The organism is Methylobacterium sp. E-046 (genome assembly GCF_022829625.1).
GTDB lineage: Bacteria > Pseudomonadota > Alphaproteobacteria > Rhizobiales > Beijerinckiaceae > Methylobacterium > Methylobacterium longum.
Genome location: NZ_JAKSYP010000273.1, coordinates 18,359 through 40,889, shown reverse-complemented (window position 1 = coordinate 40,889; position 22,531 = coordinate 18,359). Strand labels below are relative to the sequence as shown.

Sequence of the window (22,531 nt, the reverse complement as noted above, 5' to 3'; positions counted from 1 at the left end):
TGCTGCGCAGGGCCGCCGAGCGCACCGTTGAAGGGCTATGGTCGGCCATCGGACAGCTCATCGACACTGTCACCCCAGACGAGTGCGCTAACTTCTTCGCCGCGGCAGGATACGACCCAGATTAAACCGAAAACGCTCTAGTCAGCAGAAGCCCGAGGAAACGACACTGGAGAATCCTGCCCATCATCCACTCCGCGGCTTCGCACGAAAGCCGAAATGTCCCGAAAATCTCATCGTCGTCAGATGCGGAGTTACTGGCGGGACACAATGTGGATCAAGGTTTAATCCCCTATTGCGGGGGGGGTGTTTCTAAAATGGATCTTAGATGGATTCTTATCTTTCGCGTACCGCACTGAGGGACATCATGATCGCGGCGCCGTCTTGACTTAGATGAATTGCAATCTGGAAATATGCTGTGTGGAATGTGGCGGATCTGCAACGCTCTCTTCGAGCGGTTGCGCTCGTCGGACGCAACGGAATCCCCGCATTTGGTCAAATCATCGTCTCCCAATGCAGCGGTCCGCCCTTTGGTATGGCTTCCGAGCCTGGAGGACGGATCGATGTCGAAGAAACGGCCCAAGCCTGAAGAGATCGTCGCGAAGCTGCTGCAGGCGGATGGGCTGGTCGACCGAGGCCACAGCGTGGCAGTAGCGATCCGCGCGATCGGCATGAGCGAGGTGACTTACTGGCGCTGGCGACGTGGGTAAGTAACCTCAAGACCGCTCAGATCCGTCGGATGAAAGATCTGGAGACCGACAACCCGCGGCTCCGAAAGGCGATTACCGATCTCACGCTCGACAAGCTGATCCTTCAGGTTGCAGATCAGCATTGGGGCGGGGTACGGCGGTCATGAGCCAGCTGTGAACCCGCCCGGCCTGTTCTCCGACGTGGTGGTGTCGAGGAACAGGCGCGCCCTGACACCGGTATCGAACAGTCGCGACGTCACGATCCGCGGACTCTACCCGTCAGGCGGCGTGGCGGACCCGCTCAGAGGCGCGGTCGATCGCGGAGATGACCTCCGCCGGTGCCAGGTGCTGGATCATGTGGCCCATCCCGGGCACGATGATGAGGTCACTTTTGGGCAGCTCGCTGTGCAGGCGCTTCGACTGCCGGTCGACGTCGGCAATCTGATCGTCTCCGCCCACGATGATGACCACCGGGAGCTTCAGGTCGCGATAGTGCCTCTGAAGCTCGACAGTCACGGGTGTCATGAGCGCGGCGTCCTCCGCCGAGGCTCGTAGCTGCACCGGCCGCAGCATCATGGCTTTCGGGAACTGGCGGTCGAACCGTTCTGGTACGGCAGCCGGCGCGAACATGACCTTGATCAAGGCGGGTTGCAGGATCCGGCCAACCACGGGCGACACGGTGTGGCGCATTAGGTCGCCGATGCCGGGGATCGCCACCGGGGATGAGAGCAAGACGTCGGCGCGCAGCGTTGGGTAGTAATATCCGGAGGCCAGGACCAAGCTGCGGACGAGCTGCGGAGCCTGAAGCGCGAGGGCGACCGCGACCAGTGCACCCCAGGAATGCCCAAGCACGATGGCCTGCGTCACGCCGAGCTGCTGAAGCGCCTTCTGGAACAGCGTGGCGTGGGCGCGCGGCGTCCAGAGACCGCGCGGGCGGTCGCTGTAGCCGTAGCCGGGCCGGTCGATGATGATGACGCGGTAACGCTTGACGAGATCGTCGACGATGCCGCTGACCAGGAAATCCTGGATCATCATGCCGTTGCCGTGAATCAGCACCAGCGGCTCGCCGCGACCGCGTTCAACGTAGTGCAGCCTCACCCCATCGACGGTGAGGAACTGGCCGATCGGCGGGGTCTCACGCTCGGCCTCACGCGACTTCGAGGCAGCGTAGAGCGCAGAGGCGGCGAGCGCGGCCGCGGACCCGATCAGCGTCGGTCCGAGCCAACGCTCGGTGAAGGACTGGCGTGTCATGAGATCATCCAAGTGAATTGCGGGACATGCTCGTCGATCAATCGGATCGCGCTGAAGCCATGCAGTGGGGCCGGCGGGTTGAAGGCCGAACCGGAGGCGCCTGCGCCGCTCTACGGCAGCGCGCCGATCATGGACTTGGCACGGGTCATCGTCTCCTCACACGCCCGTTGATGACCGGCGCGATCTTCCTCGGCGGCTCGGTCGAGAAGTCGACGCGCGTCGGCGACGTGCGCCGATGTGGGGATCATCGCGGCGTCGCTGGGCGCGCTCGGCGGAGCTGCTGCGAGAGCTTTCGGCGAATGGCTGCTGCGGATCGTGTGGCCGTCCTGGAGGCCGGCCACGTGAACAGCACCGGCGCTGTCGAGACGGCGTTCGATCGTCCCGATCTGCTCGGCGCAGGAGCTGGCCTGCGCCGGGAGCGGCATGAGGCCGAGCAGAAGGGTTGAGCCGGCCAGGGAGAGTTCGAGGCGCATGAAGGGGTCCTTTGTACCGCGAGCCATCCATCCACGCGCTGCCAGGGGGCAGGCCGCACGATCTGAGCGGCCGCCAGATACGCGCGGCCGACGGATGATCGCAGGGATGGTTGCGGTGCAGCATGACAACCCTCGGATCTCCCGAACGATCCCACGCGATCACGGGACGCCGCGGATCACGGCGTGGGCGACCGGCGTCCGGGAAGCCAGCGCCGCGTCGCAGGACACCATTCGGGCTGAAATGACGGTCGCCGAAACGCACCGCCGCGGAACGTGGTGCGGACCATCTCGGGCACGGCCACGATGCCCATTGTGGCTGTCAGATCATCTGACCGTGGGATTTCCAAAAACCATTCGCCGAAGACGCAGCTGCGGCCCATCGGCAGAGACAAGATCCGGCCGATAGCCGGCTTGCGCTGTTCGGGGTGGCCGCCGGATATTCGTTCGGCGATGCTACCTGTTGGGGTGCCGCGGCGCTGTTCGCACGGGGGAGGCGCGGCGTGCCCCTGCAAGGCCCCGTCGATCACGGGTCCGCTGTGAGTCGGGCGAGGCTTGACGCCAGCTCGTCCTTGCGGAACGGCTTGGTCAGCCGCGGCAGGTCCGGATCCAGACCTTCGCGCTCAGCGTAGCCGGATACCAGCAGGACGGGCATCCCGGGTCTGGCTGTCCGCATCGTGCGCGCCAGTTCGGTCCCGCTGATGCCCGGCATCAGGTGATCGGTCACGAGAAGGTCGAAGTGCTCGCCTTTGTCGACGAGATTGAGAGCCGCCTCCGCCGAAGTGGCTTCGACCACCGCATAGCCCAGATCGCTCAGCATATCCGCCGTGCTCATCCGCACGAGTTCCTCGTCGTCGACGAGGAGCGCCGTTCCGCGCGTGGTGAGCAACTCGGACATCTTGACCGCTGGCCTGACGGCCCCCTGGCCGCCCGTGCTTCGGGGGAGCCACAGCTCGACGTTGGTGCCGAGCCCGGGTCGGCTCTGGATCGCCAGCGCGCCACCCAGTTGCGAGGCAAGCCCATGGACCATCGACAGTCCGAGACCCGTCCCCTTGCCGACCCCCTTGGTCGAAAAGAACGGCTCGACGGCGCGCGTGATCGTCGCCTCGTCCATGCCTGAACCCGTGTCGGCAACGGACAGGCAAAGGTACGTCCCAGGTCGTAGCTTGGTCCGATGGCCCGCTCTCACGTCTTCTACGCTGGTCGAGATGCGGAGCGTTCCACCGTCCTCCATAGCATCCCGCGCGTTCACGGCGAGGTTCAGAAGCGCCATCTCAAGCTGGTTCGGATCGGCCTTCGCCAGCGGCAGCCCGTCCGGAGCGTCGACCAGGACCTTGATCTGCGGACCCGTGGTGCTCGCGACCAGTTCGCCCATGCCGGTGACCAGCTTGGCAATGTCGACCGGCACCGGCTGAAGCGGCTGACGGCGCGCAAACGCCAGCAGCCGCTGGACCAGCGTCTTCGCCCGCTCGGCCGATTGCATCGCACCAGCGATCAGGCGCTGCTCGCGCTCACCGCCGAGCTGCCTTCGCTGAAGCATGTCGAGCGAGCCCACGATCGGGGTCAGCAGATTGTTGAAGTCGTGCGCGACTCCGCCGGTCAGCTGACCCATCGCCTCCATCTTTTGCGACTGGCGAAGCGCTTCCTGCGCCTCGGCGAGCTGCGCCTCGCGGCGGAGGCGGTCGCTGACGTCCGTTACAAACTGGTAGACACCCACCTGCTCGCCGGCCTCGTTGCGCAGGGGCCGGAAATTTACTTCGAAGTAGGGGCGGCCCCGGTCCGGATCGCCATAATTCTCGACGAACGTGACCGGCTCGCCGCGCATGCCCTGCACCCAGCCGGTCCGGACCTGTTCCTGGTGCTCCGGTTGGTCGGCGAGCAGCTCCAGCATGTTGTCGCCTGCCTTCGGGCGCACGCCGTAGATGCGCTCGAACTCCGTGGCGTTAGCGCCATTCAAGGCGAGGATGTTGTACTCAAGGTCGATCGCCATGATCATGACGTCGGTCATCTCGACGAGCTTCGCGAGCATGTTGCGCTCGGCGAGCGCCTCGGAGACCCGCCGCTCGAGCGTGTCGTTCAACTCGCGGAGTCGATCCTCAGCGCGGGCGCGCTCGATGGCGACTTTGATGCGTTCACCGACCTCTCGGAACAGACCCTCCTCGACGGATGTCCAGTTCCGGGCTGTGGCGCTCTGCAAGGCAAGCACGCTCACCCAACGCTCGCGCTCGAAGAGCACGACATCGAGGTAGGCGCCGACTTGCCTGGCGAGGAGCCCTGAGCGTGCGTCCTCGCTGAACCTCACGTCCGTGCGGACGTCGTCGACTTTGACGATCGGGCAATCGTGATACGCGCCCAGCAGGTCCGGTCCGAACGTCGCCAGATCGTGCTCACCCACGAGCGAATCGACGCCCCTGGTGTAGTCGCGCTCCACCCTCATCCGGGTGCCGAAGAACTCAGCGTAGAAGACCCGGCTCAGGTGGAAGCGTTCGGCCAGACGCTCCGCCGCAGTCGAGGCGATCTCCGCCGGCGTGCTGAGGAGGCGTAACGCATCCGAGAGCGCGAGCAGGAACACCTGCCTCGCCTCGCTTTCGCGCAGGTTTGCCTGAGCCGTCGTTCGTTCGATCGCGTCGGCCGCTTGGCGGGCGAGGACATCGAACAGCTTCAGATCGCGCTCCGGAGGGGTGTGCGGGTCTTTCCAGTGCGTCGAGAGCATGCCGATGGGCTTGCCCGAGCGTGACAGCAGCGGCGTCGTTTGGATCGCCCGCATACCCGTCCAGCGGTAGGACTGAAGATCGCCGCTGTCGTGGGCCAAGCCGCTGAGTTCCACGTCGGGCACGATCACGCGTTTGCCCGTGGTCATCGCGATGCCACACGTGCTCTCGGAATTCGCGTCGACCGTCTGCCAGTAAGCCGCCGAGCGTGGGTCGTAGCCGCGGTGTGCCAGGAGTTTGAGATCCCCGGCCTCGTCCAGTATCTGGATGCTGGCGCATTCGGACCCCATCAGTTCGGCGGCGGCGGTCAGGATGGCGTCGTATATGGCTTGCGGAGCCTCGTCGCCGACCAGCCGCGTGCTGATGTCCTGCAAGCGCCCGAGCGCCGCGACTTCGGCGGCCAGGGCCGCCTCGGTCTCGTGCTCGGCCGTTCGGTCGCGGAACATGTTGAGATAGCTGCCGCCGTCAGCGTCGAGACGCATCATGAGCCCGGAGGCCCAGAACCGGCTGCCGTCCTTGCGCATGTGCCAGCGCTCGTTCTGCGCTCGCCCGTGGCGCATCGCCCGGCTCAACTCCGCGTCGGCCCGGCCCAAGGCTCGGTCTTCGGGTGTGAACAGGATATTCCCCGGCTGCCCGATCGCATCGCGCTCGGTGAAACCCGTGAGGCGCTCCGCCCCCGTGTTCCACGTCGTGATGATCCCGCGATCGTTGAGGCGTACGATCGCGTAGTCTTCGGCGCCCTCGACAATCTGTCGGTAGCGCGTCTCACTTTCCCGCAGCGCGCGCTCGGCGCGGCGCTGATCTCGTGCGGCCGCCTGATTGCCGGTCACCTCGGAGAGCGGGTGAAAGACGCCCTTTACCCGTCCGGTCTCATCGCGCACGGGCTGGAAGCTGCCGGTGAAGAAGCGCTGCTCGACGAGCCCCAACGATTTCCGCAGCAGCACCGCGTGCTCGTCGATCCGGACCGTCTCGCCTTCGAACACACGATCGAGGAGGGGCCCGAGGAACGTTTCGTAAGCCTCGCTCCAGTTCCGGGCCGCCGACCGGCCGAGCGCGTCCGGGTGCCGCTCTGCCGCGATCGGGACGTACGCGTCGTTGTAGAGCTGGATGCGCTCAGGTCCCCAGAGGATCGACACCGGGCTCGACGAGGTGAGCATGATGTTGACCGCGGTCTTCAGGCTCGACGACCACTCCTCGATGGGGCCGAGCGGGGTCGCAGACCAATCCCGCGAGCCGACAAGCAGGCCGATCGCGCCGCCGCCGGCGAGGAAGGCATGCGTGGCAGGGGGGGCCAGAACAGAGGCCACGAACAGTCCTTTCCGCGGGCGATCCCTGCGCAACTGGCGAGGGACCGGCTCGACGCTTAGCGCAGGAGGGCCGTCCCGTCATGAGCGAACCGGTTCGGCCGGGCATGATCGGCCGGACTGAAGAGTGACATGACCAAGGCGTGTCGATCACCCCCCATGCGGAAACGTCGGCTACCGGGATCGCTGCCAAGTCAACTTACCGACCGCAATGGCCGTGAAACGGTCACGGGGACGGTTCCGGGAGCCGCCGGCCTACGTCCGGGCGGTTCGGGGCAAAGAGCGGATCCAGAACGTCCGGACCAATTCAGGATCAGCGCATTTTGCGATGATGGGCATGCCAGTTCGGCGGCATGAGAGGTCTCAGTACAGTCAGCGCGCGTCTCCTGTGTTCCATCGACAGTGTAGTGTCCGTTGAAAGCGGCGTTGATTGTCCAAAGAACGCTGACGCCGGTCCGGATCATGGATCTTCAGCGGGCCGACCTGCTCCACCTGGAAACGAAAACACCAGCTATGATGTCCTGACAAGATCGGAGAGCCAGTCCCGGGCCTTCTGAAGCTCGTCCCACGGTGTCTCTCCCAGGGGAAAATGCACGCCGAGAACCACGCTGAGCACCGCGTTCAGATGGGCGAGGTGCTGCCGGTCGTTCGCGCTGCGGACGCCGCCGCCGCGCTGCTCCGCGATGATCGCGTCGCGGAACTTCGTCAGCTCTGCCGTCGCTTCCGAGAGACGGTCGTCGTCGCGCTCAGGCTTGCGCGCCAGCACGATGTCGAGGGCGGCGAGCGCTCGGTGGCCGGACTCCCGGCCAGGGGCGGCGCTCACGTCCGGGCCTCGCTCTGCCCGAGCACGTCCGGCCGCGCCTTGCGGCCGGGCCGTATGTTGCAGGTGATCGCCTTGGTCGAGTGGATGCTGGTGTTGGCGTCGCCGGTGATCGCCAGCAGCACGTTGGCGACGTCGCCCCGCGCGTAGCCCTGCCAACCGTAGACCCAGGGCATGCCGATCTGGTGGACCTCCCGGCCGTCGATCCGGAATGGCTTGAGCCGCTCCGTGACCATGGCCCGAACCTCGACCTCGCCGCGCAGGGTCGAGATCACGGTCCAGCCGAGGTGCCGTATCCTGAGGCTCGCCGCGAGTTCCGGGGAGATTTCCACGAAGGCCTCCGGCTGGAGTTCCGCCGTGTGGGGCATGACTCGGGTGGCGATGCCGCCGCAATGCATCTCGGTCAGGCGGAAGGTGGTGAAGACGTAGGGGAATCGCGGGTCGGCGGCGTCGTGGAGTTCGTTGCCGGGCCGGCCCCAGAGCTTCGCGGTCGGGTTGCGCTGCTGCTTCGGGTAGAGCGGGTTGCGGACCGGACTCTCGATCGGCTCGTAATGCGTCGGCAGCGGCCCGTCCTTGAGCCCGGACGGCACGAACAGTGCGCACTTGCCGTCCGCCTCCATGATGAACGGGTCGTCGCCGCCCAGCGCGTCCATGCCGTGCGGCCGCTTCGACCAGTCCGGGCGGTAGTCCGGCCGCTTGTCGGCCAGGAAGTCTGGCACGTCGTTGCCGGTCCACTTGGCCTGCGCCTCGTCCCACCAGATCATCTTCTTGCGTTCGGACCAGGGCTTCCCGGCCGGATCCGCAGAGGCGCGGTTGTAGAGGGTCCGGCGGTTGAGCGGCCATGTCCAAGCCCAGCCGAGATGGGCGCCGGATTCCCCGGGCCCGTCCGGTCGGCGGGAGCGCGAGAGGTTCTTCCCCGTCTCCGGGAAGATGCCGCAATACATCCAGCCGCCGCAGGCTGTGGAGCCGTCGTCCTTGAGCTCGCGATAATCCGCGACCTGCTTCCCGTCCGCGACGGTCCGGCCGTTGATCTCGCGCAGCACCGCCTCGGCGTCGGGCTCCTGCTTCTCGCCCCGGAGCGCGTAGTCCCATGTCAGCGCCTGGATGGCCCGGTCCTTCGGCTCAATGGAGTCCCGGTAGAGCTCCTTCAGCCGCCGCCCGAGATGGACGATGAACCAGAGGTCCGAGCGGCTGTCGCCCGGCGGCTCGCAGACCACGTCGTGCCACTGCACCAGCCGGGAGGTGTTCGTGACCGAGCCGTCCTTCTCACCCGGCATGGCGGCGGGCAGGAAGAACATCTCGGTGCCGATCTCCTCCGGCCGGACCTCGCCCTTGCGGACCCGGTGGCCCTGCTGCCAGAAATTGGCGGTTTCCGTCATGGCGAAATCGCGCACGACCATCCATTCGAGATTGGCGAAGCCGCGTTCCACGAGTTCCGAATTCACCGCCCCCACGGCAGGGTTCTGGCCGAGGATGAACTGACCCTTCACGACCCGGTCCGACATGGCCATGGTCATCGGCTCCTGCGAGGCGTCGCCGGTGAGCTTGGGCAGGAACTGGTAGCCCCACCCGTTCTCCCGCGTCGCAGCCTCGCCGTACCAGGCCTTGAGCAGGCTGATCACGTATTTCGGCATGTTCGACCACCAGCCCGTGGGCGGCGTCTCGGTCGCGAGGTACCGGTCGACGGTGGCGTGGTCGTGGAAGACGTTCGGCTGCGGCAGGTAGGTCGGCAGCATGTTGTAGAGCGTCGGGATGTCGGTCGAGCCCTGGATGCTGACGTGGCCGCGCAGGGCCATGATGCCGCCGCCCGGCCGCCCGATATTGCCGAGCAGCCCCTGGATGATGCTCGCGGCCCGGATGATCTGGACGCCGGTGGAGTGATGCGTCCAACCCACCGCGTAGGTGAAGGCTCCGGTCTTCTCCCGCCCTGAGTTGTGCGCGAAGATCTCGGTGATCCGGACGAACAGGTCCTTCGGGCAGCTGGTCACCCGCTCGACCATCTCGGGCGTGTAGCGCGCGTAGTGGCGCCGCATGATCTGGTAGACGCAGTTCGGGTGCTGCAGGGTCGGGTCCTGCGGCGGCGGCGACTTGGTCATGCTCTCGAAGGCCGCGCCCTCATCGGAGGAATTCTCCTGGGATTGCACCCGGTGCTCGGCCACCGGCGACGGCACGGTCTTGCCGGCGTATTGCCACGTGTCCTGCGAATAGGTCCCAGCTACCGGGTCGTAGCCGGAGAACAGGCCTTCGTTCTGCTCGGGGTCGCCGTAGCCCTCCTCGATGATGTGGCTGATGTTCGTGTAGGCGAGGGCGAAGTCCCGGAACCAGAGGTCGTTCTCGAGGATGTGCCGGATCATCCCGCCGAGGAACGCGATGTCGGACCCGGAGCGGATCGGCGCGTAGATGTCGGCGAGCGCGCTCGTGCGGGTGTAGCGCGGGTCGATGTGGATCACGGTCGCGCCGCGGCGCTGGGCCTCCACGACGAAGCGGAATCCCACCGGGTGGTTCTCCGCGAGGTTGGACCCCATCTCGATGATGCAGTCGGAATTGGCCAAGTCCCACAGCGCCATGGTGGCGGCGCCGCGCCCGAAGGTGGTACCCAGACTGGGCACCGAGGACGAGTGTCAGATGCGCGCTTGGTTCTCGATGTTGATCATCCCGAGGCCGCCGCCGAACAGCTTCTTGATGAGGTAGTTCTCCTCGTTGTCCATGGTGGCGCCCCCGAGGGAGCCCAGGCCTAAGGTGTGATTGATGATCCGGCCGTCCGGTAGGGTTTCCGCGAAGGTCTCGTCGCGCACCTGTTTGGTCAGCTGGGCGATGCGCTCCATCGCCCAGGCCAGCGGCCTCTTCTCCCATCGGTCGGAATAGGGCGCCCGGTAGAGCACGTCGCTGATCCGCTCGGGTGAGAGCAGCATGCCGAGCGTGCCGGCGCCCTTGGGGCACAGGGTTCCCTGGTTGATCGGGCTGCGCGGATTACCCTCCACGTGGATCGGCCTGCCGTTCTTGGCGTAGATGAGCTGACCGCAGCCCACGGCGCAGAACGGGCATACGCTGGTGCCGATCCGGCCGGCCTCCTCCAGGCGGGGGCGCAGGTTTGCCGAGGTCGTGCTCCGGGCCGCCTCGGACATGACGCTCTGCCCGGCCATCTGGCGCGGGAGCGACCAGTCCCGCACGAAGCCCGCTACCCTCTCCGACAAGCGCCTGCGGATCTTCGTCATCGTGCCACCCGTTGCTCGGCCTTCGCAAGGTTAAGCCGGGCGGGCAGCCATTTTGTTCCCGGCCGAGCGGCGCCCGGCAGCACTCGCGGCGTTGCGCCAAGGTCAGGCCGGATCGGCTGAGAAACTTCGCCGGCGAGCGGCGGTTATCGGATCAGTTGTGATCTATTCCAGGCTTCGACTGCCACGCTCCGAGAGGACGAGACTTTGACGTATGTTAAAGAAGGCGTGGTCACCATCGTCCAGGAGAGCCGCTTTCAGCTCACGGACGACAACGGGGTCTCGCACCTGTTCCTGCTGGACCGCAACGCCGCGGCCGAGCCGGCGCAACTCGCGCCCCTTCAAGCCCGCCAGGCGCGGGTGCGCGTGACCTACGAGCCCGCTCGGAACCTGATCGGCCTCGTGGCCCGTTCGGTCCGCCTCCTCCCGCCGTCCCAGGCCCGCTGAGGAGCGCCGACCCATGAACATGCATCCCCGCGCCCTGGAGCACGCTTACTCCACCTTGGATCACGTGATCCCGAACGAGTCCGAACTCACCGCCGGGGTGCGGATCGAGGCGGGGCGGTCCTACGGCTTCTTCACCGACACCACGGTCTGCATCGGCTGCAAGGCCTGCGAAGTCGCCTGCAAGGAGTGGAACAATCTGCCGGCCGACAATATCGGGCTCACCGGCCAGAGCTTCGACAACACCGGCGCCCTGTCGGCCAACAGCTGGCGGCACGTCGCCTTCGTAGAGAAGTCCGGGGCAAACGGCCTCCGGGGCGGACAGGACCAGAAGTTCCAGTCCGGCTGGCTCATGATGAGCGACGTGTGCAAGCACTGCCACAACGCGCCCTGCCTCGAAGCCTGCCCGACCGGGGCCCTGTTCAAGACCGAGTTCGACACGGTCGTGGTCCAGCAGGATATCTGCAATGGCTGCGGCTACTGCGTGCCGGCCTGCCCGTTCGGCGTGATCGACGTCAGCACGGTGGACGGCAAGGCGCACAAGTGCACCCTCTGCTACGACCGCCTCAAGGGCGGGCTGGAGCCTGCCTGCGCCAAATCCTGCCCGACTGACTCGATCCAGTTCGGCGAGTTGTCCGACCTCCAGATCCGGGCGGCCGAGCGCGTCGAGCACCTGCACGGGATCGGCGTGGACAGCGCCTACCTGTACGGCACCCCCGGCGCCCCGGGGGCGACCGGCGATCTCGGGCACCTCAACGCCTTCTTCCTGCTGATCGACCGGCCGGAGGTCTACAACCTGCCGGCCGCCCCAACCCGGCCCGCCAACCGGGTCGCGCCGAGCCTCGCCACTGGCCTCGCCACGGTGGCGGCGCTGGCGCTCGCGAGCGCCTTCCTATTCGCGCCGCAGCGGGGTGAGCGACCGTGACCGCCACGATCAGCCCGGAAGCCGCTCCCGCCACGCGGGACGGCCCCGAGGACGCGCCGCGCGTCCCCCGGCAGGCCACCGAGCCGCCCTCGGTGCACGGACGGCCGAACCGGGCCGGCTGGACGGGGCCGACCTATTACGGCCGCCCGCAGCTCAAGGCGTCGCCGTTCGAGAACCCGGTGGTGGGCGGCTACATCTTTCTCGCCGGCCTGTCCGGTTCGGCCGCGGTGATCGCCGCCCTGGCGGACCTGCGTCAGGGCGCGGAGGCGGCGCCGCTCGTGCGCCGGGGGCGCTACCTCGCGCTGCTCGCCCCCATCCTCGGCGCGCCGCTCTTGGTTTATGACCTGCACACGCCCAAGCGCTTCTACAACATGCTGCGGGTGGCCAAGCACACCTCGCCCATGTCGATCGGCACCTGGATCCTGATGGGCTTCAGCGGGGCCGCCGGCCTCACCGCGGCGGCGCAATTCGGTGCAGATCTCCGGCCAGGGACGCGGGGCCTCAGGGGCCTTGCCCGCGCCGCCCAGGTGCCGGCGGCGCTCACGGGCCTCGGCCTCTCGACCTACACGGCGTCCCTGCTGTCGGCGACCTCGACGCCGCTCTGGGCCGCGGCCCCGCAGAGCCTCGCCATGCGTTTCGGCGCCTCGTCGATGGCTTCGGCGGCCGCGGCGCTGGCGATGACCGAGGCCGATCCGAGCCGGCGCCGCGCCCTTGAGGGAACCGCCGCGGCGGCGCTCGCCGCCGAACTCGCCGGCGCGGCGATCTCGCATGCCACCTACCGGCGCACGGGCGTCGCGGGCGCCCTCAGCGGGAAGGCCGGCAGGGTGGAGCATCTGGGGGCGACCCTCCTGGGCACCGCCCTCCCGCTGGGGATCTTGGCAGCCTCGCTCCTGACCCGCCGCGGCCTGCCGCGACCCGTGACGGCTCTCGCCGCCGTCGCGACGCTCGCGGGCGCCGCGGCCCTGCGGATATCAATCATGGCGGCGGGCGACCGTTCGGCCGAGGATCCGGACGTGAGCTTCCGGTTCAGCCAGCCCGAAAATCTGCCCGCACGGTGATCCATCCATGCCCCGGGGACCGCATCCGTCGGATCCGGTTGCGCGCTCAGCGAAGGGCCCCCTCCCGCCCCTCCAGTCGCGGCCGCATCATGTCCGGATTTTATAGGGAACCGCGGGCGGGGGCCGTCATTTGCTTGGATGAGGTCGGAGAATGACGGCGCGAACCTTTTTATCGGCAGCTGATCTCGATTTCTCGAAATAATCGTTGATCTGCCCACCAGTCTCATTTGAGGTGGACTGGAGAGATGCCGCTCAGGCGCCTGTCTAGGGACCTCCGTGCCGCCGGCTAGATGAGGCGGATTGTCTCGCGGAGATTTATCGTCGGACGGCACAAATAGCCCATATTTCCCGCGACCTTAGCATTGAAGATTGGTTTTTCGTTCGCCGAGGCCGGAATTTAACTTGCGTTGTTTCTCCGGTCCGGGATTCCCGCTCTACATAGCTGAAGGTCCTCGCAGGGGAATGTGACGCCTCGTGCCGGAATTCGTACTCATTACCGGAGGCGCCGGCTTCATCGGTCGCCACCTCTCCGCCGAACTTCTGCGCCGCGGCTACCGCGTGCGGGTGCTCGACAGCCTGATCGAGCAGGTCCATGGCGGCGGGACAAGCGGTGCCGGGATGCTGCCGCCAGAGGTCGAGTTCCAGGCGGGCGACGTCCGCGACGGCGCGGCGGTGGCCAGGGCCTTGCGCGGGATCGACCGGGTCGTGCACCTCGCGGCCGAAGTCGGCGTTGGCCAGAGCATGTACGCCGTCGAGCGCTACGTCTCGGTCAACGATTGCGGCACGGCCGTGCTGTTCCAGCAGCTCATCGAAGCGCCGGTGAGGCGCGTGGTCGTGGCCTCGTCCATGAGCATCTACGGCGAGGGGCTCTACCGCACCTCGGACGGTGGAACGGCCGAGGAGGTGGTGCGCCGCCCCCGCCGGCCCGGCGAGCCCTGGGACCCCCTCGACGCGCAGGGGCAGCCCATGCGGCCGATCCCGACGCCGGAATCGAAGCGCCCGGCCCTGGCCTCGGTCTACGCGTTGACCAAGTATACGCAGGAGCGCCTGACGCTCACGCTGGCCCCCGCCTACGGGATGGAGGGTGTGGCGCTCCGCCTGTGGAACGCCTACGGGCCGGGACAAGCCCTGTCGAACCCCTATACCGGCGTGCTGGCGATCTTCGCGGCTCGCCTGCATAACGGCCAGCCGCCGATGATCTTCGAGGACGGCGAGCAGCGGCGCGACTTCGTCCACGTGGAGGATGTCGCCCAGGCCTTTGCGCTGGCCCTGGAGCATCCGGCGGCCGCCGGTCAGGTCTACAACGTCGGCAGCGGCCAGGACCGGACTGTCCGGGAGGTCGCCCGCCTGCTGGCCCGCGCCATGGGCCGGGAGGGTATCGAGCCGGAGCTGGCTGGCCAGGCCCGGCTCGGCGACATCCGGCACTGCATCGCCGATATCGGCAAGATCCAGCGGGAGCTCGGCTACGCGCCGCGTCGTGATTTCGTCGAAGGGCTCGCCGAACTCGCCGCCTGGGTGGCCGAGCAGCAGGCCGTCGACCGCGTCGCCGAAGCGCGGCGCGAACTCGAAGCGCGGGGTCTCGTCGCGTGAACGGCCGGCCGATCCTCGTCACCGGCGGCGCCGGGTTCATCGGCGCCAACCTGTCCGACAGCCTCGCGGCCGACGGCCACGCCGTGATCGTCTACGACGCCCTGTCTCGCCCCGGCGTCGCAGGCAACCTCGACTGGCTGCGGCAGCGCCACGGCAGCCGGATCACCCCGGTCGTCGCCGACATTCGCGACGCGCCGGAACTCGCCCGGGCGGTGGCGGAGGCGGGCGCGGTGTTCCACTTCGCCGCCCAGGTCGCCGTGACCACGAGTCTCGTCGCGCCGCGCGCCGACCTGGAGATCAACCTCCTCGGCACCGTGAACCTCCTAGAGGCGTTACGCGCCCTCGAGCGGCCGGTGCCGGTGCTCTACGCCTCCACCAACAAAGTCTACGGCGACCTCCCCGACATCACCCTGGAGGCGGTCGGCGAGGCCTATCTCCCGGCCGATCCGGACCTGCGCGCCCGCGGCATCGGCGAGGCGAGACCCCTGGATTTCCACACGCCCTACGGCTGCTCCAAGGGTGCGGCCGACCAGTACGTCCTCGACTACGCCCGCAGCTTCGGCATCCCGGCGGCGGTGATGCGGATGAGCTGCGTCTACGGCCCGCGCCAGATGGGCAACGAGGACCAGGGCTGGGTCGCCCACTTCCTGATCCGGGCGCTCGCCGGCGAGGCGGTCACGCTCTACGGTGACGGCCGGCAGGTGCGTGACATCCTGCACGTGCGCGACGTGGTGGCGGTCTACCGGGCGGCCCTCGCCTGCATCGACACCGCGGCCGGTCGCGCCTTCAACATTGGCGGCGGCCCCGGCAACGCCGTGAGCCTGCTGCAGCTCCTCGACCATGTCGGCGCCCTGCTGGGCCGCCCGGTGGCGCGCAGCTTCCAGGACTGGCGCCCCGGCGACCAGCGCTACTACGTCTCCGACACGCGACGGGCCGTCGAGAGCCTCGGCCTTGAGCCCTTCACCGGCTGGCGCGATGGGGTTGCCGACCTGGCGCACTGGCTCACCACCGAGCGTGCGCAGGCGGGCGCCCCGCCGCTCGCGGGAGCGGCCGCATGAGGGTCGACTCATGAGAGACGCCCCATGAGAGTCGCGCTCGTCAACCCGCCCTGGGACTATCGCAACAGCATCTATTTTGGTTGCCGCGAGCCGCACCTGCCGCTCGAACTCGGCTATGCCGCGGCGCTCCTGGCGGCCGCCCGGCACGAGACGCTGCTGGTCGACGCCCACTTGGAGGGCCTGTCCGCCGAGGCCGCCGCCGACCGCGTGGCCGCCTTCGTGCCGGACATGACCGTGGTGGTGACGGCGCCGACCTACCTGTTCTGGCGCTGCGCCCCGCCGGAATTACGGGTGCCCCGCGCCTTCCTCGACACCCTGGCGGGCCGGGGCGGCGCCACCGTGGCGGTCGGTCCCCACGGCTCGGCGACCCCGCGGCCCGTCCTCGACAAGCTCGGCTGCGACATCGTCGTGCGCGGCGAGTGCGAGGAGGTCGTCGCCCGTCTCGCGGACCTCGCCGACCTGCGCCCGGCGACCCTGCGGGCCGTGCCCGGCCTCGCCTTCCGCGACGGCGAGGCAGCGGCAGTGACGGGTCCGCCCCAGGCCGGGCGGTTCACCGACCTGCCGGCCCTGCGCTGGCCGGAGGCCTGGATCGCCCGGCACCGGCACCACCATCATCGGTTCGACGCCGCACCGGACGGTCCGGGCGCCGAGGTCGAGGCCTCGCGCGGCTGCCCCTACACCTGCTCGTTCTGCGCCAAGATCGATTTCCGCGACGCCTACCGGCGGCGGGACCTGACCCGCGTCCTCGACGAGATCGACGGGTTGATCGCGCAGGGCGTCACCTACGTCTACTTCGTCGACGAGATCTTCCTGCCGCAGAAGCCTATGCTGGAGGCGCTGGTCGCCCGGGACCTCCGCTTCGGGATCCAGACCCGGATCGACCTGTGGAAGCCCGACATGCTCGACCTCCTCGGGGCGGCGGGATGCGTCTCCATCGAGGCTGGGATCGAGAGCCTTACCGAGGCCGGCCGGGCCGCCCTCGACAAGCGTTGCCGCGCCTCGACGGACGACCTCGCCGAGCGCCTGATCCATGCCCGCCGCACGGTGCCCTTCGTGCAGGCGAACCTCATCGCCGTGGCGGGGGACGACCCCGATCTCGTGGCGACGTGGCGCGACCGCCTGCGCGGCCAGGGCGTCTGGGCGAACGACCCGGTGCCGCTCTATCCCTATCCGAGCTCCCCCGATTACCGGCGCCTCTGGGGCGAGCCCGACGACCGGGCCTGGGAGCGGGCGCACCACCATTATCTCGGCCAGTTCGACCAGTTCAGCGACATCCAGGACGAGCGCCCCCTGCCGCTGTCCGAGCTGGAGGCCGCATGCGGGTGCTGTTGAACCCGTCCCGGACTATGGCGCCGCACGTCCTGATGAGCGCGGACGCGGTGGGCGGGGTCTGGCAGTACAGCCTCGACCTCGCGGCCGGCCTCGTGCGGCGGGGCCTGCCGGTGACCGTGGCGGTCCTGGGACCCGCGCCCTCCGACGCGCGGATCGCGGCGGCCGAAGATGCCACCGGCGCGCGCATCCTCGCCACCGGCCTGCCCCTCGACTGGACCGCCGAGACGTCCGACATCGTGCTGGATGCCGCGCGGGCGTTCGCGGAGCTTGCCCGAAGCCTCGAAGCCGATTGCGTCCACCTGCACAGCCCCGCCCTGGCGCTGGCGGATTATCCCATGCCGGTCGCCGCCGTGTGCCATTCCTGCGTGGCGACGTGGTGGGAGGCCGTCGAGACCGGGCCGCTGCCCCCCGACCTCGCTTGGCGCCACGACCTCACGGTGCGGGGCTGCCGCACCGCGGATGCCCTCCTCGCCCCCACGCGGGCCCACGCTCTGGCCACCGCCCGGGTCTGCGGACTCGCGCGGCCGCCCCGGGTGGTCCGCAACGGGCGCACCCCGAGCGGCTCGGCTCCCCGGGCCCTCGCGCGCCACGCCTTCACGGCCGGCCGGCTCTGGGATCGGGCCAAGAACGCCGCCGCCCTCGACGGCCTTGCCGCCCGCCTGTCCGCGCCGCTGCGCGCGGCCGGCTCCGTGGAGGGGCCGAACGGCGCGCAGGTCGGGACGCGCCACCTGCATCTCCTCGGGCGGCTCGACGACGCCGGCATTGCCGCGGAACTCGCCGCTCGGCCGGTCTTCGTCTCGCTCGCCCGCTACGAGCCCTTCGGCCTCGCCGTGCTGGAGGCGGCTACGGCCGGCTGCGCGCTGGTGCTCTCCGATATCCCGAGCTTCCGGGAATTGTGGGACGGCGCCGCCGCCTTCGTGCAGCCGGACGACGCGGCCGCCGCGGCCACCTCCGTGCAGGGCCTCCTCGACGATGCCGAACGGCGCGCCGCCGCCAGCGCGGCCGCGGCTGCCCGCGCCGCCCGCTACGGCGTCGAGCCGATGATCGATGGGGTGCTCGGCATCCTGCGCGGCCTCCTCGCCGGCACACCCACGCGGCTCGGTGGAGCCGCCGCATGAGGATCGCTTACTTCACCCATTCCCTGGCCTCGTGCTGGAACCACGGCAACGCGCATTTCCTGCGCGGCGTCCTGCGGGCGCTGATGGCGCGCGGACACGCCGTCGCCGCTTACGAGCCGGAGGGCGCCTGGAGCCTCGAGAATCTCCTGCGCGACCACGGCGAGGCCGGCCTCGCCGCCTACCGTGCCGCGTATCCGGACCTCGCCTCGGAGCGCTATGCCGCCGTCGAGGACGTTGTCGAGCGCGTGGCCGGGAGCGACCTCGTCCTCGTCCACGAGTGGAGTGACCCGGCCCTGGTGGCGGCCCTGGGCGCCGCGCGGCGCTGCGGAGCGCGCTACACGCTCCTGTTCCATGACACGCACCACAGGGCGGTGAGCGCCCCCGAGGAGATGGCGCGCTTCGATCTCTCCGGCTACGACGGCGTCCTGGCCTTCGGCGAGACTCTCGCGGCCGTCTACCGGGCGCAGGGCTGGGGACGCCACGTCTTCGTCTGGCACGAGGCCGCCGACACCCGGCTGTTCCATCCCACGGCCGAAGAGCGGGCGGGTCGCGACGTCTTCGGATCCGGCGCGGGTCCCCTCCCCCATGCGGGAGACGGACCGGGTGAGGGAGAAGGGGTTTCCGCAACGACCTCCGATCTGCGGCAGGGCGGCGGCGCGCTCTTGACGGACGGATTTGACCCCTCAAACCAAACCACGCACGCCGGGAGAAGGGAACCGGTCGCCTCCGGTTCCGGCAGTCCGGAAGGCCCTCGCTCGGGCCTGATCTGGATCGGCAATTGGGGCGACGGGGAGCGCAGCGCCGAGCTGGAAACCTACCTGTTCCGCCCCGCCGAACAGGCCGGCCTGCCCCTCGACGTCTACGGCGTGCGCTACCCCGAGGCGGCACTCGCGACCCTGCGGCGCTACGGCGTCCGCTATCACGGCTGGGCGGCGAACGCCGCCGCGCCCGGCCTGTTCGCCCGCCACATCGCCACGGTCCACGTGCCGAGGCGCTTCTACGTCGAGCGCCTGCCGGGCATCCCTACGATCCGGGTGTTCGAGGCCCTGGCATGCGGCATCCCCCTGGTCTGCGCCCCCTGGGACGACGCGGAAGGGCTGTTCCGCCCAGGCCGGGACTACCTCGTGGCCCGCACCGGCGCCGAGATGGAGCGCCACCTGCGCGCCCTCCGCTCCGATGCCGGCCTGCGGGCCGCGCTCGCGGAATCCGGGCTCGCCACCATCCGGTCGCGCCACACCTGCGCGCACCGGGCCGAGGAACTGCTCGCCATCGCCGAGAGCCTGCGGGCGCCCGCCACCCTGGAGGCCACCGCGTGAGAATCGCCTTCTACGGCTCCTCCCTGCTGTCGTCCTACTGGAACGGCGCCGCAACCTACTACCGGGGCATGCTCGCCGCCCTGGCGCGGCACGGCCACACCATCATCTTCTACGAGCCGGACGCCTTCGACCGGCAGCAGCACCGGGACATCGAGGCGCCGCCCTACGCAGCCGTGAAGGTCTACCCGGCGACCATCGAAGCCGCCCGCGCGGTCATCGCGGAGGCCGCCGAGGCCGACGTGGTAATCAAGGCGAGCGGCGTCGGCGTGTTCGACGACGACTTGCTCCACGGCGTGATCGCCGCGTCCCGCCCCGAGGCGGTACGGATCTTCTGGGACGTGGACGCCCCGGCCACTCTCGCCGAGATGCGTGCCAGCCCCGACCACGCGCTCCGCCGCGCCCTCCCCGACCTCGACCTCGTGCTGACCTACGGGGGCGGCCCGCCGGTGGTCTCGGCCTACGGGGGCTTCGGCGCCCGCGCCTGCATCCCGATCTACAACGCCCTCGATCCGGAAACCCATTTCCCGGTGCCGCCGGAGCCGCGCTTCGCGGCCGACCTCGCCTTCCTGGGCAACCGCCTGCCGGACCGCGAGGCGCGGGTGGAGAAGTTCTTCCTCGCGGCGGCGGCCCGGCTGCCGGAACGGGCCTTCCTGATCGGCGGCAACGGCTGGGAGAGCCGCGGCCTACCGCTGAACGTCCGGCATCTCGGCCACGTCTACACGCGCGAGCACAACGCCTTCAACACGACGCCCCTGGCGGTCCTGAACATCGCCCGCGACAGCATGGCGGCGGTGGGCTTCTCCCCCGCCACCCGCGTGTTCGAGGCGGCGGGTGCCGGCGCCTGCCTGATCACCGACGCGTGGGAGGGCCTCGGCCTGTTCCTCGACGCGGGTACCGAGGTGCTGGTCGCGCGGGACGGGCGGGATGTCGCCGACTATGTCGCCGCCCTGACCCCGGAGCGCGCCCGCGCCATCGGCGAGGCCGCCCGCCGCCGCATCGTGGCCGAGCATACCTACGCGAGGCGGGCGGTCGAGGTCGACGCGATCCTGCGGGCCGAGGCGGCCCGCAAGGCGGAAGCCGGCGCGGTCCGGCGGAGTGTCGCGTGAGCGCGGCCCCGATGCGCCTCGTCGTTCTGGGCCTGAGCCTGTCCTCCTCCTGGGGGAACGGCCACGCCACCACCTACCGCGCCCTCCTCAAGGCCTTCGCGGCCCGCGGCCACGCCGTGCTGTTCCTGGAACGCGACGTGCCCTGGTACGCCGCCCACCGCGACTTGCCCGATCCGGGCTTCTGCGAGCTCGCCTTCTACGCCGACCTCGACGGGCTCGCGAAGCACCGCGCCGCCATCGCCGCGGCGGATGCCGTGATCGTCGGCTCCTACGTGCCCGAGGGGATCGCGGCCGGCGCGCGCGTGCTCGACTGGGCGCGTGGCGCGCGCGCCTTCTACGACATCGACACGCCGGTGACCCTGGCGGCCCTGGAGGCCGGCACCTGCGCCTACCTCGCGGCCGAGCAGATTCGCAATTACGACCTCTACCTGTCTTTCACGGGCGGCCCGACCCTGAGGCGCCTGGAGCAGGCCTACGGGTCTCCCGCGGCCCGCGCCCTCTACTGCTCGGTCGATCCGGACGCCTATCCGCCCCTCGACCGCCCGGCGCGCTACGACCTCGGCTATCTCGGGACTTACTCTCCGGACCGTCAGCCCACGCTGGAGCGCCTGCTGATCGAGCCAGCGCGGCGCGCGCCGGACCTGCGCTTCGCGGTCGCCGGCCCGCAATATCCGGCCGCCATCGACTGGCCCGCCAACGTCGAGCGGATCGAGCACCTGCCGCCGGACCGGCATCCGGATTTCTACACGGCGAGCCGCTACACCCTGAACGTGACCCGCGCCGACATGATCCGGGCCGGCTGGAGCCCGAGCGTGCGCCTGTTCGAGGCGGGCGCTTGCGGGACGCCGGTGATCTCCGACCGCTGGGACGGGCTCGACACGTTGCTCGTACCGGAGCGCGAGATACTCCTGCCCGACGGCCCGGACGACGTCCTCGCCATCCTGCGCGTTCGCTCCGAAGCGGAGCGGCGGCGCCTCGGCGCGGCGTCCCGCGCGGCAATCCTCGTCCGGCACACCGCCGCCGCCCGCGCCGCCGAACTTGAGCATGCCCTACGCGCGGCGCGTGACGACGTGCGTGCCTCCGATCTCGCGCTTACCGGTCACTAGGCACTCGGGAGAATGTTGGTGGGAACCAGGAGTGGTATCCGAGTCCTCGTTGCCGGCGGTGCCGGCTTCATCGGCTCGCATCTGATCGACGCGCTCATCGCCGACGGTGCGCGCGTCACCTGCGTCGACAGCCTGCTGACCGGCCGGCCGGCGAACCTCGCGCATCTGGCGAAGGAGCCGCGCTTCGACTTCGTCGAGGCGGACGTGACCGAGCCGCTGCCGCCGCTGCCGCGCGTGGACCAAGTGTTCAACCTCGCCTGCGCGGCCTCGCCGCCGCACTACCAGGCCGATCCGATCCACACGATGATGACCAGCGTGCTGGGCACCGGCCGGCTGCTGGAACTCGCCCGGGCCTGTGGGGCGCGCTTCCTCCAGGCCTCCACCAGCGAGGTCTACGGCGATCCCGAGCGGCATCCGCAGCAGGAATCCTACTGGGGCAACGTGAACCCCACGGGGCCGCGGGCCTGCTACGACGAGGGCAAGCGCTCCGCCGAGACCCTGACCTTCGACTTCGAGCGCCAGCACGGCCTCGACATCCGGGTGGCCCGGATCTTCAACACCTACGGGCCGCGGATGCGCGCCGATGACGGCCGGGTCGTCTCGAACGTGATCTGCCAGGCGCTCTCGGGCGACGACATCACCATCTACGGCAACGGCGAGCAGACCCGCTCCTTCTGCTACGCCAGCGACCTCGTGGACGGCCTTCTCCGGCTGATGCGGGTCGAGACGCCCCTCGAAGGGCCGGTCAACCTCGGCAACCCCCGCGAGATGACGGTGGGCGAACTGGTCGACCTCGTCGTGCGGATGACCGAGACCCCGTCCCGGATCGTCCGCCGGCCGCTGCCCGTGGACGATCCTCAGCGCCGCCGCCCCGACATCACGCGCGCCGAGACCCTGCTCGGCTGGTCGCCCAAGGTGCCGCTGGAAGAGGGGCTGGAGGCGACGATCGCGTGGTTCTCGCGCGAGATCGCCCCGCGCCCGTTGCGCGCGGCGATCGAGGAGCGCGCCGTTGTCGCCGGCTGAC

The 22,531-nt window shown here is 69.3% G+C and carries 16 protein-coding genes and 2 pseudogenes; 13 read left to right on the top strand and 5 right to left on the bottom strand.

The window, feature by feature from the left end:
* Together MKK82_RS29785 and MKK82_RS29780 are read left to right on the top strand one after the other, a co-directional pair.
* A pseudogene (locus tag MKK82_RS29785) lies at positions 1-125 on the top strand (IS630 family transposase); the annotation flags it as partial.
* A gap of 435 nt (positions 126-560) precedes the next feature.
* Positions 561-820 (top strand): annotated as a pseudogene (locus tag MKK82_RS29780) (IS3 family transposase); the annotation flags it as partial.
* A gap of 145 nt (positions 821-965) precedes the next feature.
* Here the strand turns inward: MKK82_RS29780 and MKK82_RS29775 are convergent.
* From MKK82_RS29775 to fdh, 5 genes are all read right to left on the bottom strand, one after another.
* Positions 966-1,937, bottom strand: a complete 972-nt coding sequence (locus tag MKK82_RS29775) for an alpha/beta fold hydrolase (protein ID WP_238290011.1) — start codon at positions 1,935-1,937, stop codon at positions 966-968.
* 110 nt (positions 1,938-2,047) lie between these two features.
* Positions 2,048-2,410 carry a hypothetical protein gene (locus MKK82_RS29770; protein ID WP_238290012.1) on the bottom strand — a complete coding sequence of 121 codons (363 nt, stop codon included), beginning with the start codon at positions 2,408-2,410 and terminating at the stop codon, positions 2,048-2,050.
* Between the two features lie 523 nt (positions 2,411-2,933).
* On the bottom strand, positions 2,934-6,425 hold the full coding sequence (locus MKK82_RS29765; RefSeq protein WP_243987693.1) for a PAS domain S-box protein: 3,492 nt from the start codon (positions 6,423-6,425) through the stop codon (positions 2,934-2,936).
* Positions 6,426-6,933: 508 nt separating this feature from the next.
* Complete coding sequence (locus MKK82_RS29760; protein ID WP_238290014.1) at positions 6,934-7,245, bottom strand: hypothetical protein; 312 nt, start codon at positions 7,243-7,245, stop codon at positions 6,934-6,936.
* Entirely contained in the window at positions 7,242-10,457 is a 3,216-nt protein-coding gene (gene fdh, locus MKK82_RS29755; protein ID WP_279603350.1) for a formate dehydrogenase, read from the bottom strand. Before fdh ends, MKK82_RS29760 begins: the two co-directional genes overlap by 4 nt.
* 204 nt (positions 10,458-10,661) lie before the next feature.
* Here fdh and MKK82_RS29745 point away from each other — a divergent pair, with 204 nt between their 5' ends.
* From MKK82_RS29745 to MKK82_RS29695, 11 genes are all read left to right on the top strand, one after another.
* The gene (locus MKK82_RS29745; protein ID WP_238290018.1) at positions 10,662-10,901 is read left to right on the top strand and encodes a hypothetical protein; all 240 of its coding nucleotides are present in this window, start codon (positions 10,662-10,664) and stop codon (positions 10,899-10,901) included.
* 13 nt (positions 10,902-10,914) lie between these two features.
* Positions 10,915-11,823 carry a 4Fe-4S dicluster domain-containing protein gene (locus tag MKK82_RS29740; protein WP_238290019.1) on the top strand — a complete coding sequence of 303 codons (909 nt, stop codon included), beginning with the start codon at positions 10,915-10,917 and terminating at the stop codon, positions 11,821-11,823.
* Positions 11,820-12,881 carry an NrfD/PsrC family molybdoenzyme membrane anchor subunit gene (gene nrfD, locus MKK82_RS29735; protein WP_243987691.1) on the top strand — a complete coding sequence of 354 codons (1,062 nt, stop codon included), beginning with the start codon at positions 11,820-11,822 and terminating at the stop codon, positions 12,879-12,881. The genes MKK82_RS29740 and nrfD overlap by 4 nt, the downstream gene beginning before the upstream one ends.
* Before the next feature lie 474 nt (positions 12,882-13,355).
* Positions 13,356-14,471, top strand: a complete 1,116-nt coding sequence (locus MKK82_RS29730) for an NAD-dependent epimerase/dehydratase family protein (RefSeq protein ID WP_238290021.1) — start codon at positions 13,356-13,358, stop codon at positions 14,469-14,471.
* Positions 14,468-15,529: an NAD-dependent epimerase/dehydratase family protein gene (locus MKK82_RS29725; RefSeq protein WP_238290022.1), complete on the top strand. Its 1,062-nt coding sequence runs from the start codon at positions 14,468-14,470 to the stop codon at positions 15,527-15,529. Before MKK82_RS29730 ends, MKK82_RS29725 begins: the two co-directional genes overlap by 4 nt.
* A gap of 24 nt (positions 15,530-15,553) precedes the next feature.
* Complete coding sequence (locus tag MKK82_RS29720; protein ID WP_238290023.1) at positions 15,554-16,861, top strand: TIGR04295 family B12-binding domain-containing radical SAM protein; 1,308 nt, start codon at positions 15,554-15,556, stop codon at positions 16,859-16,861.
* Complete coding sequence (locus MKK82_RS29715) at positions 16,846-17,979, top strand: glycosyltransferase family 4 protein (protein WP_243987690.1); 1,134 nt, start codon at positions 16,846-16,848, stop codon at positions 17,977-17,979. Before MKK82_RS29720 ends, MKK82_RS29715 begins: the two co-directional genes overlap by 16 nt.
* A complete protein-coding gene (locus tag MKK82_RS29710) occupies positions 17,976-19,295 on the top strand; it encodes a glycosyltransferase (RefSeq protein ID WP_243987689.1) in 1,320 nt (439 codons plus the stop codon). The genes MKK82_RS29715 and MKK82_RS29710 overlap by 4 nt, the downstream gene beginning before the upstream one ends.
* Positions 19,292-20,401 (top strand): glycosyltransferase, encoded by a 1,110-nt coding sequence (locus MKK82_RS29705; RefSeq protein WP_243987687.1) that lies wholly within the window; start codon positions 19,292-19,294, stop codon positions 20,399-20,401. The genes MKK82_RS29710 and MKK82_RS29705 overlap by 4 nt, the downstream gene beginning before the upstream one ends.
* 11 nt (positions 20,402-20,412) lie before the next feature.
* Complete coding sequence (locus MKK82_RS29700) at positions 20,413-21,507, top strand: glycosyltransferase (RefSeq protein WP_279603352.1); 1,095 nt, start codon at positions 20,413-20,415, stop codon at positions 21,505-21,507.
* A gap of 12 nt (positions 21,508-21,519) precedes the next feature.
* A complete protein-coding gene (locus tag MKK82_RS29695; RefSeq protein ID WP_243987685.1) occupies positions 21,520-22,530 on the top strand; it encodes a UDP-glucuronic acid decarboxylase family protein in 1,011 nt (336 codons plus the stop codon).
* Position 22,531: the final 1 nt, after the last annotated feature.

Coding starts and splice junctions, on each gene's coding strand:
- MKK82_RS29715 (WP_243987690.1), top strand. CDS start 16,846: ATGCGGGTGCTGTTGAACCCGTCCCGGACTATGGCGCCGCACGTCCTG.
- MKK82_RS29700 (WP_279603352.1), top strand. CDS start 20,413: ATGCGCCTCGTCGTTCTGGGCCTGAGCCTGTCCTCCTCCTGGGGGAAC.
- MKK82_RS29695 (WP_243987685.1), top strand. CDS start 21,520: ATGTTGGTGGGAACCAGGAGTGGTATCCGAGTCCTCGTTGCCGGCGGT.
- MKK82_RS29740 (WP_238290019.1), top strand. CDS start 10,915: ATGAACATGCATCCCCGCGCCCTGGAGCACGCTTACTCCACCTTGGAT.
- MKK82_RS29720 (WP_238290023.1), top strand. CDS start 15,554: ATGAGAGTCGCGCTCGTCAACCCGCCCTGGGACTATCGCAACAGCATC.
- MKK82_RS29775 (WP_238290011.1), bottom strand. CDS start 1,937: ATGACACGCCAGTCCTTCACCGAGCGTTGGCTCGGACCGACGCTGATC.
- MKK82_RS29710 (WP_243987689.1), top strand. CDS start 17,976: ATGAGGATCGCTTACTTCACCCATTCCCTGGCCTCGTGCTGGAACCAC.
- MKK82_RS29770 (WP_238290012.1), bottom strand. CDS start 2,410: ATGCGCCTCGAACTCTCCCTGGCCGGCTCAACCCTTCTGCTCGGCCTC.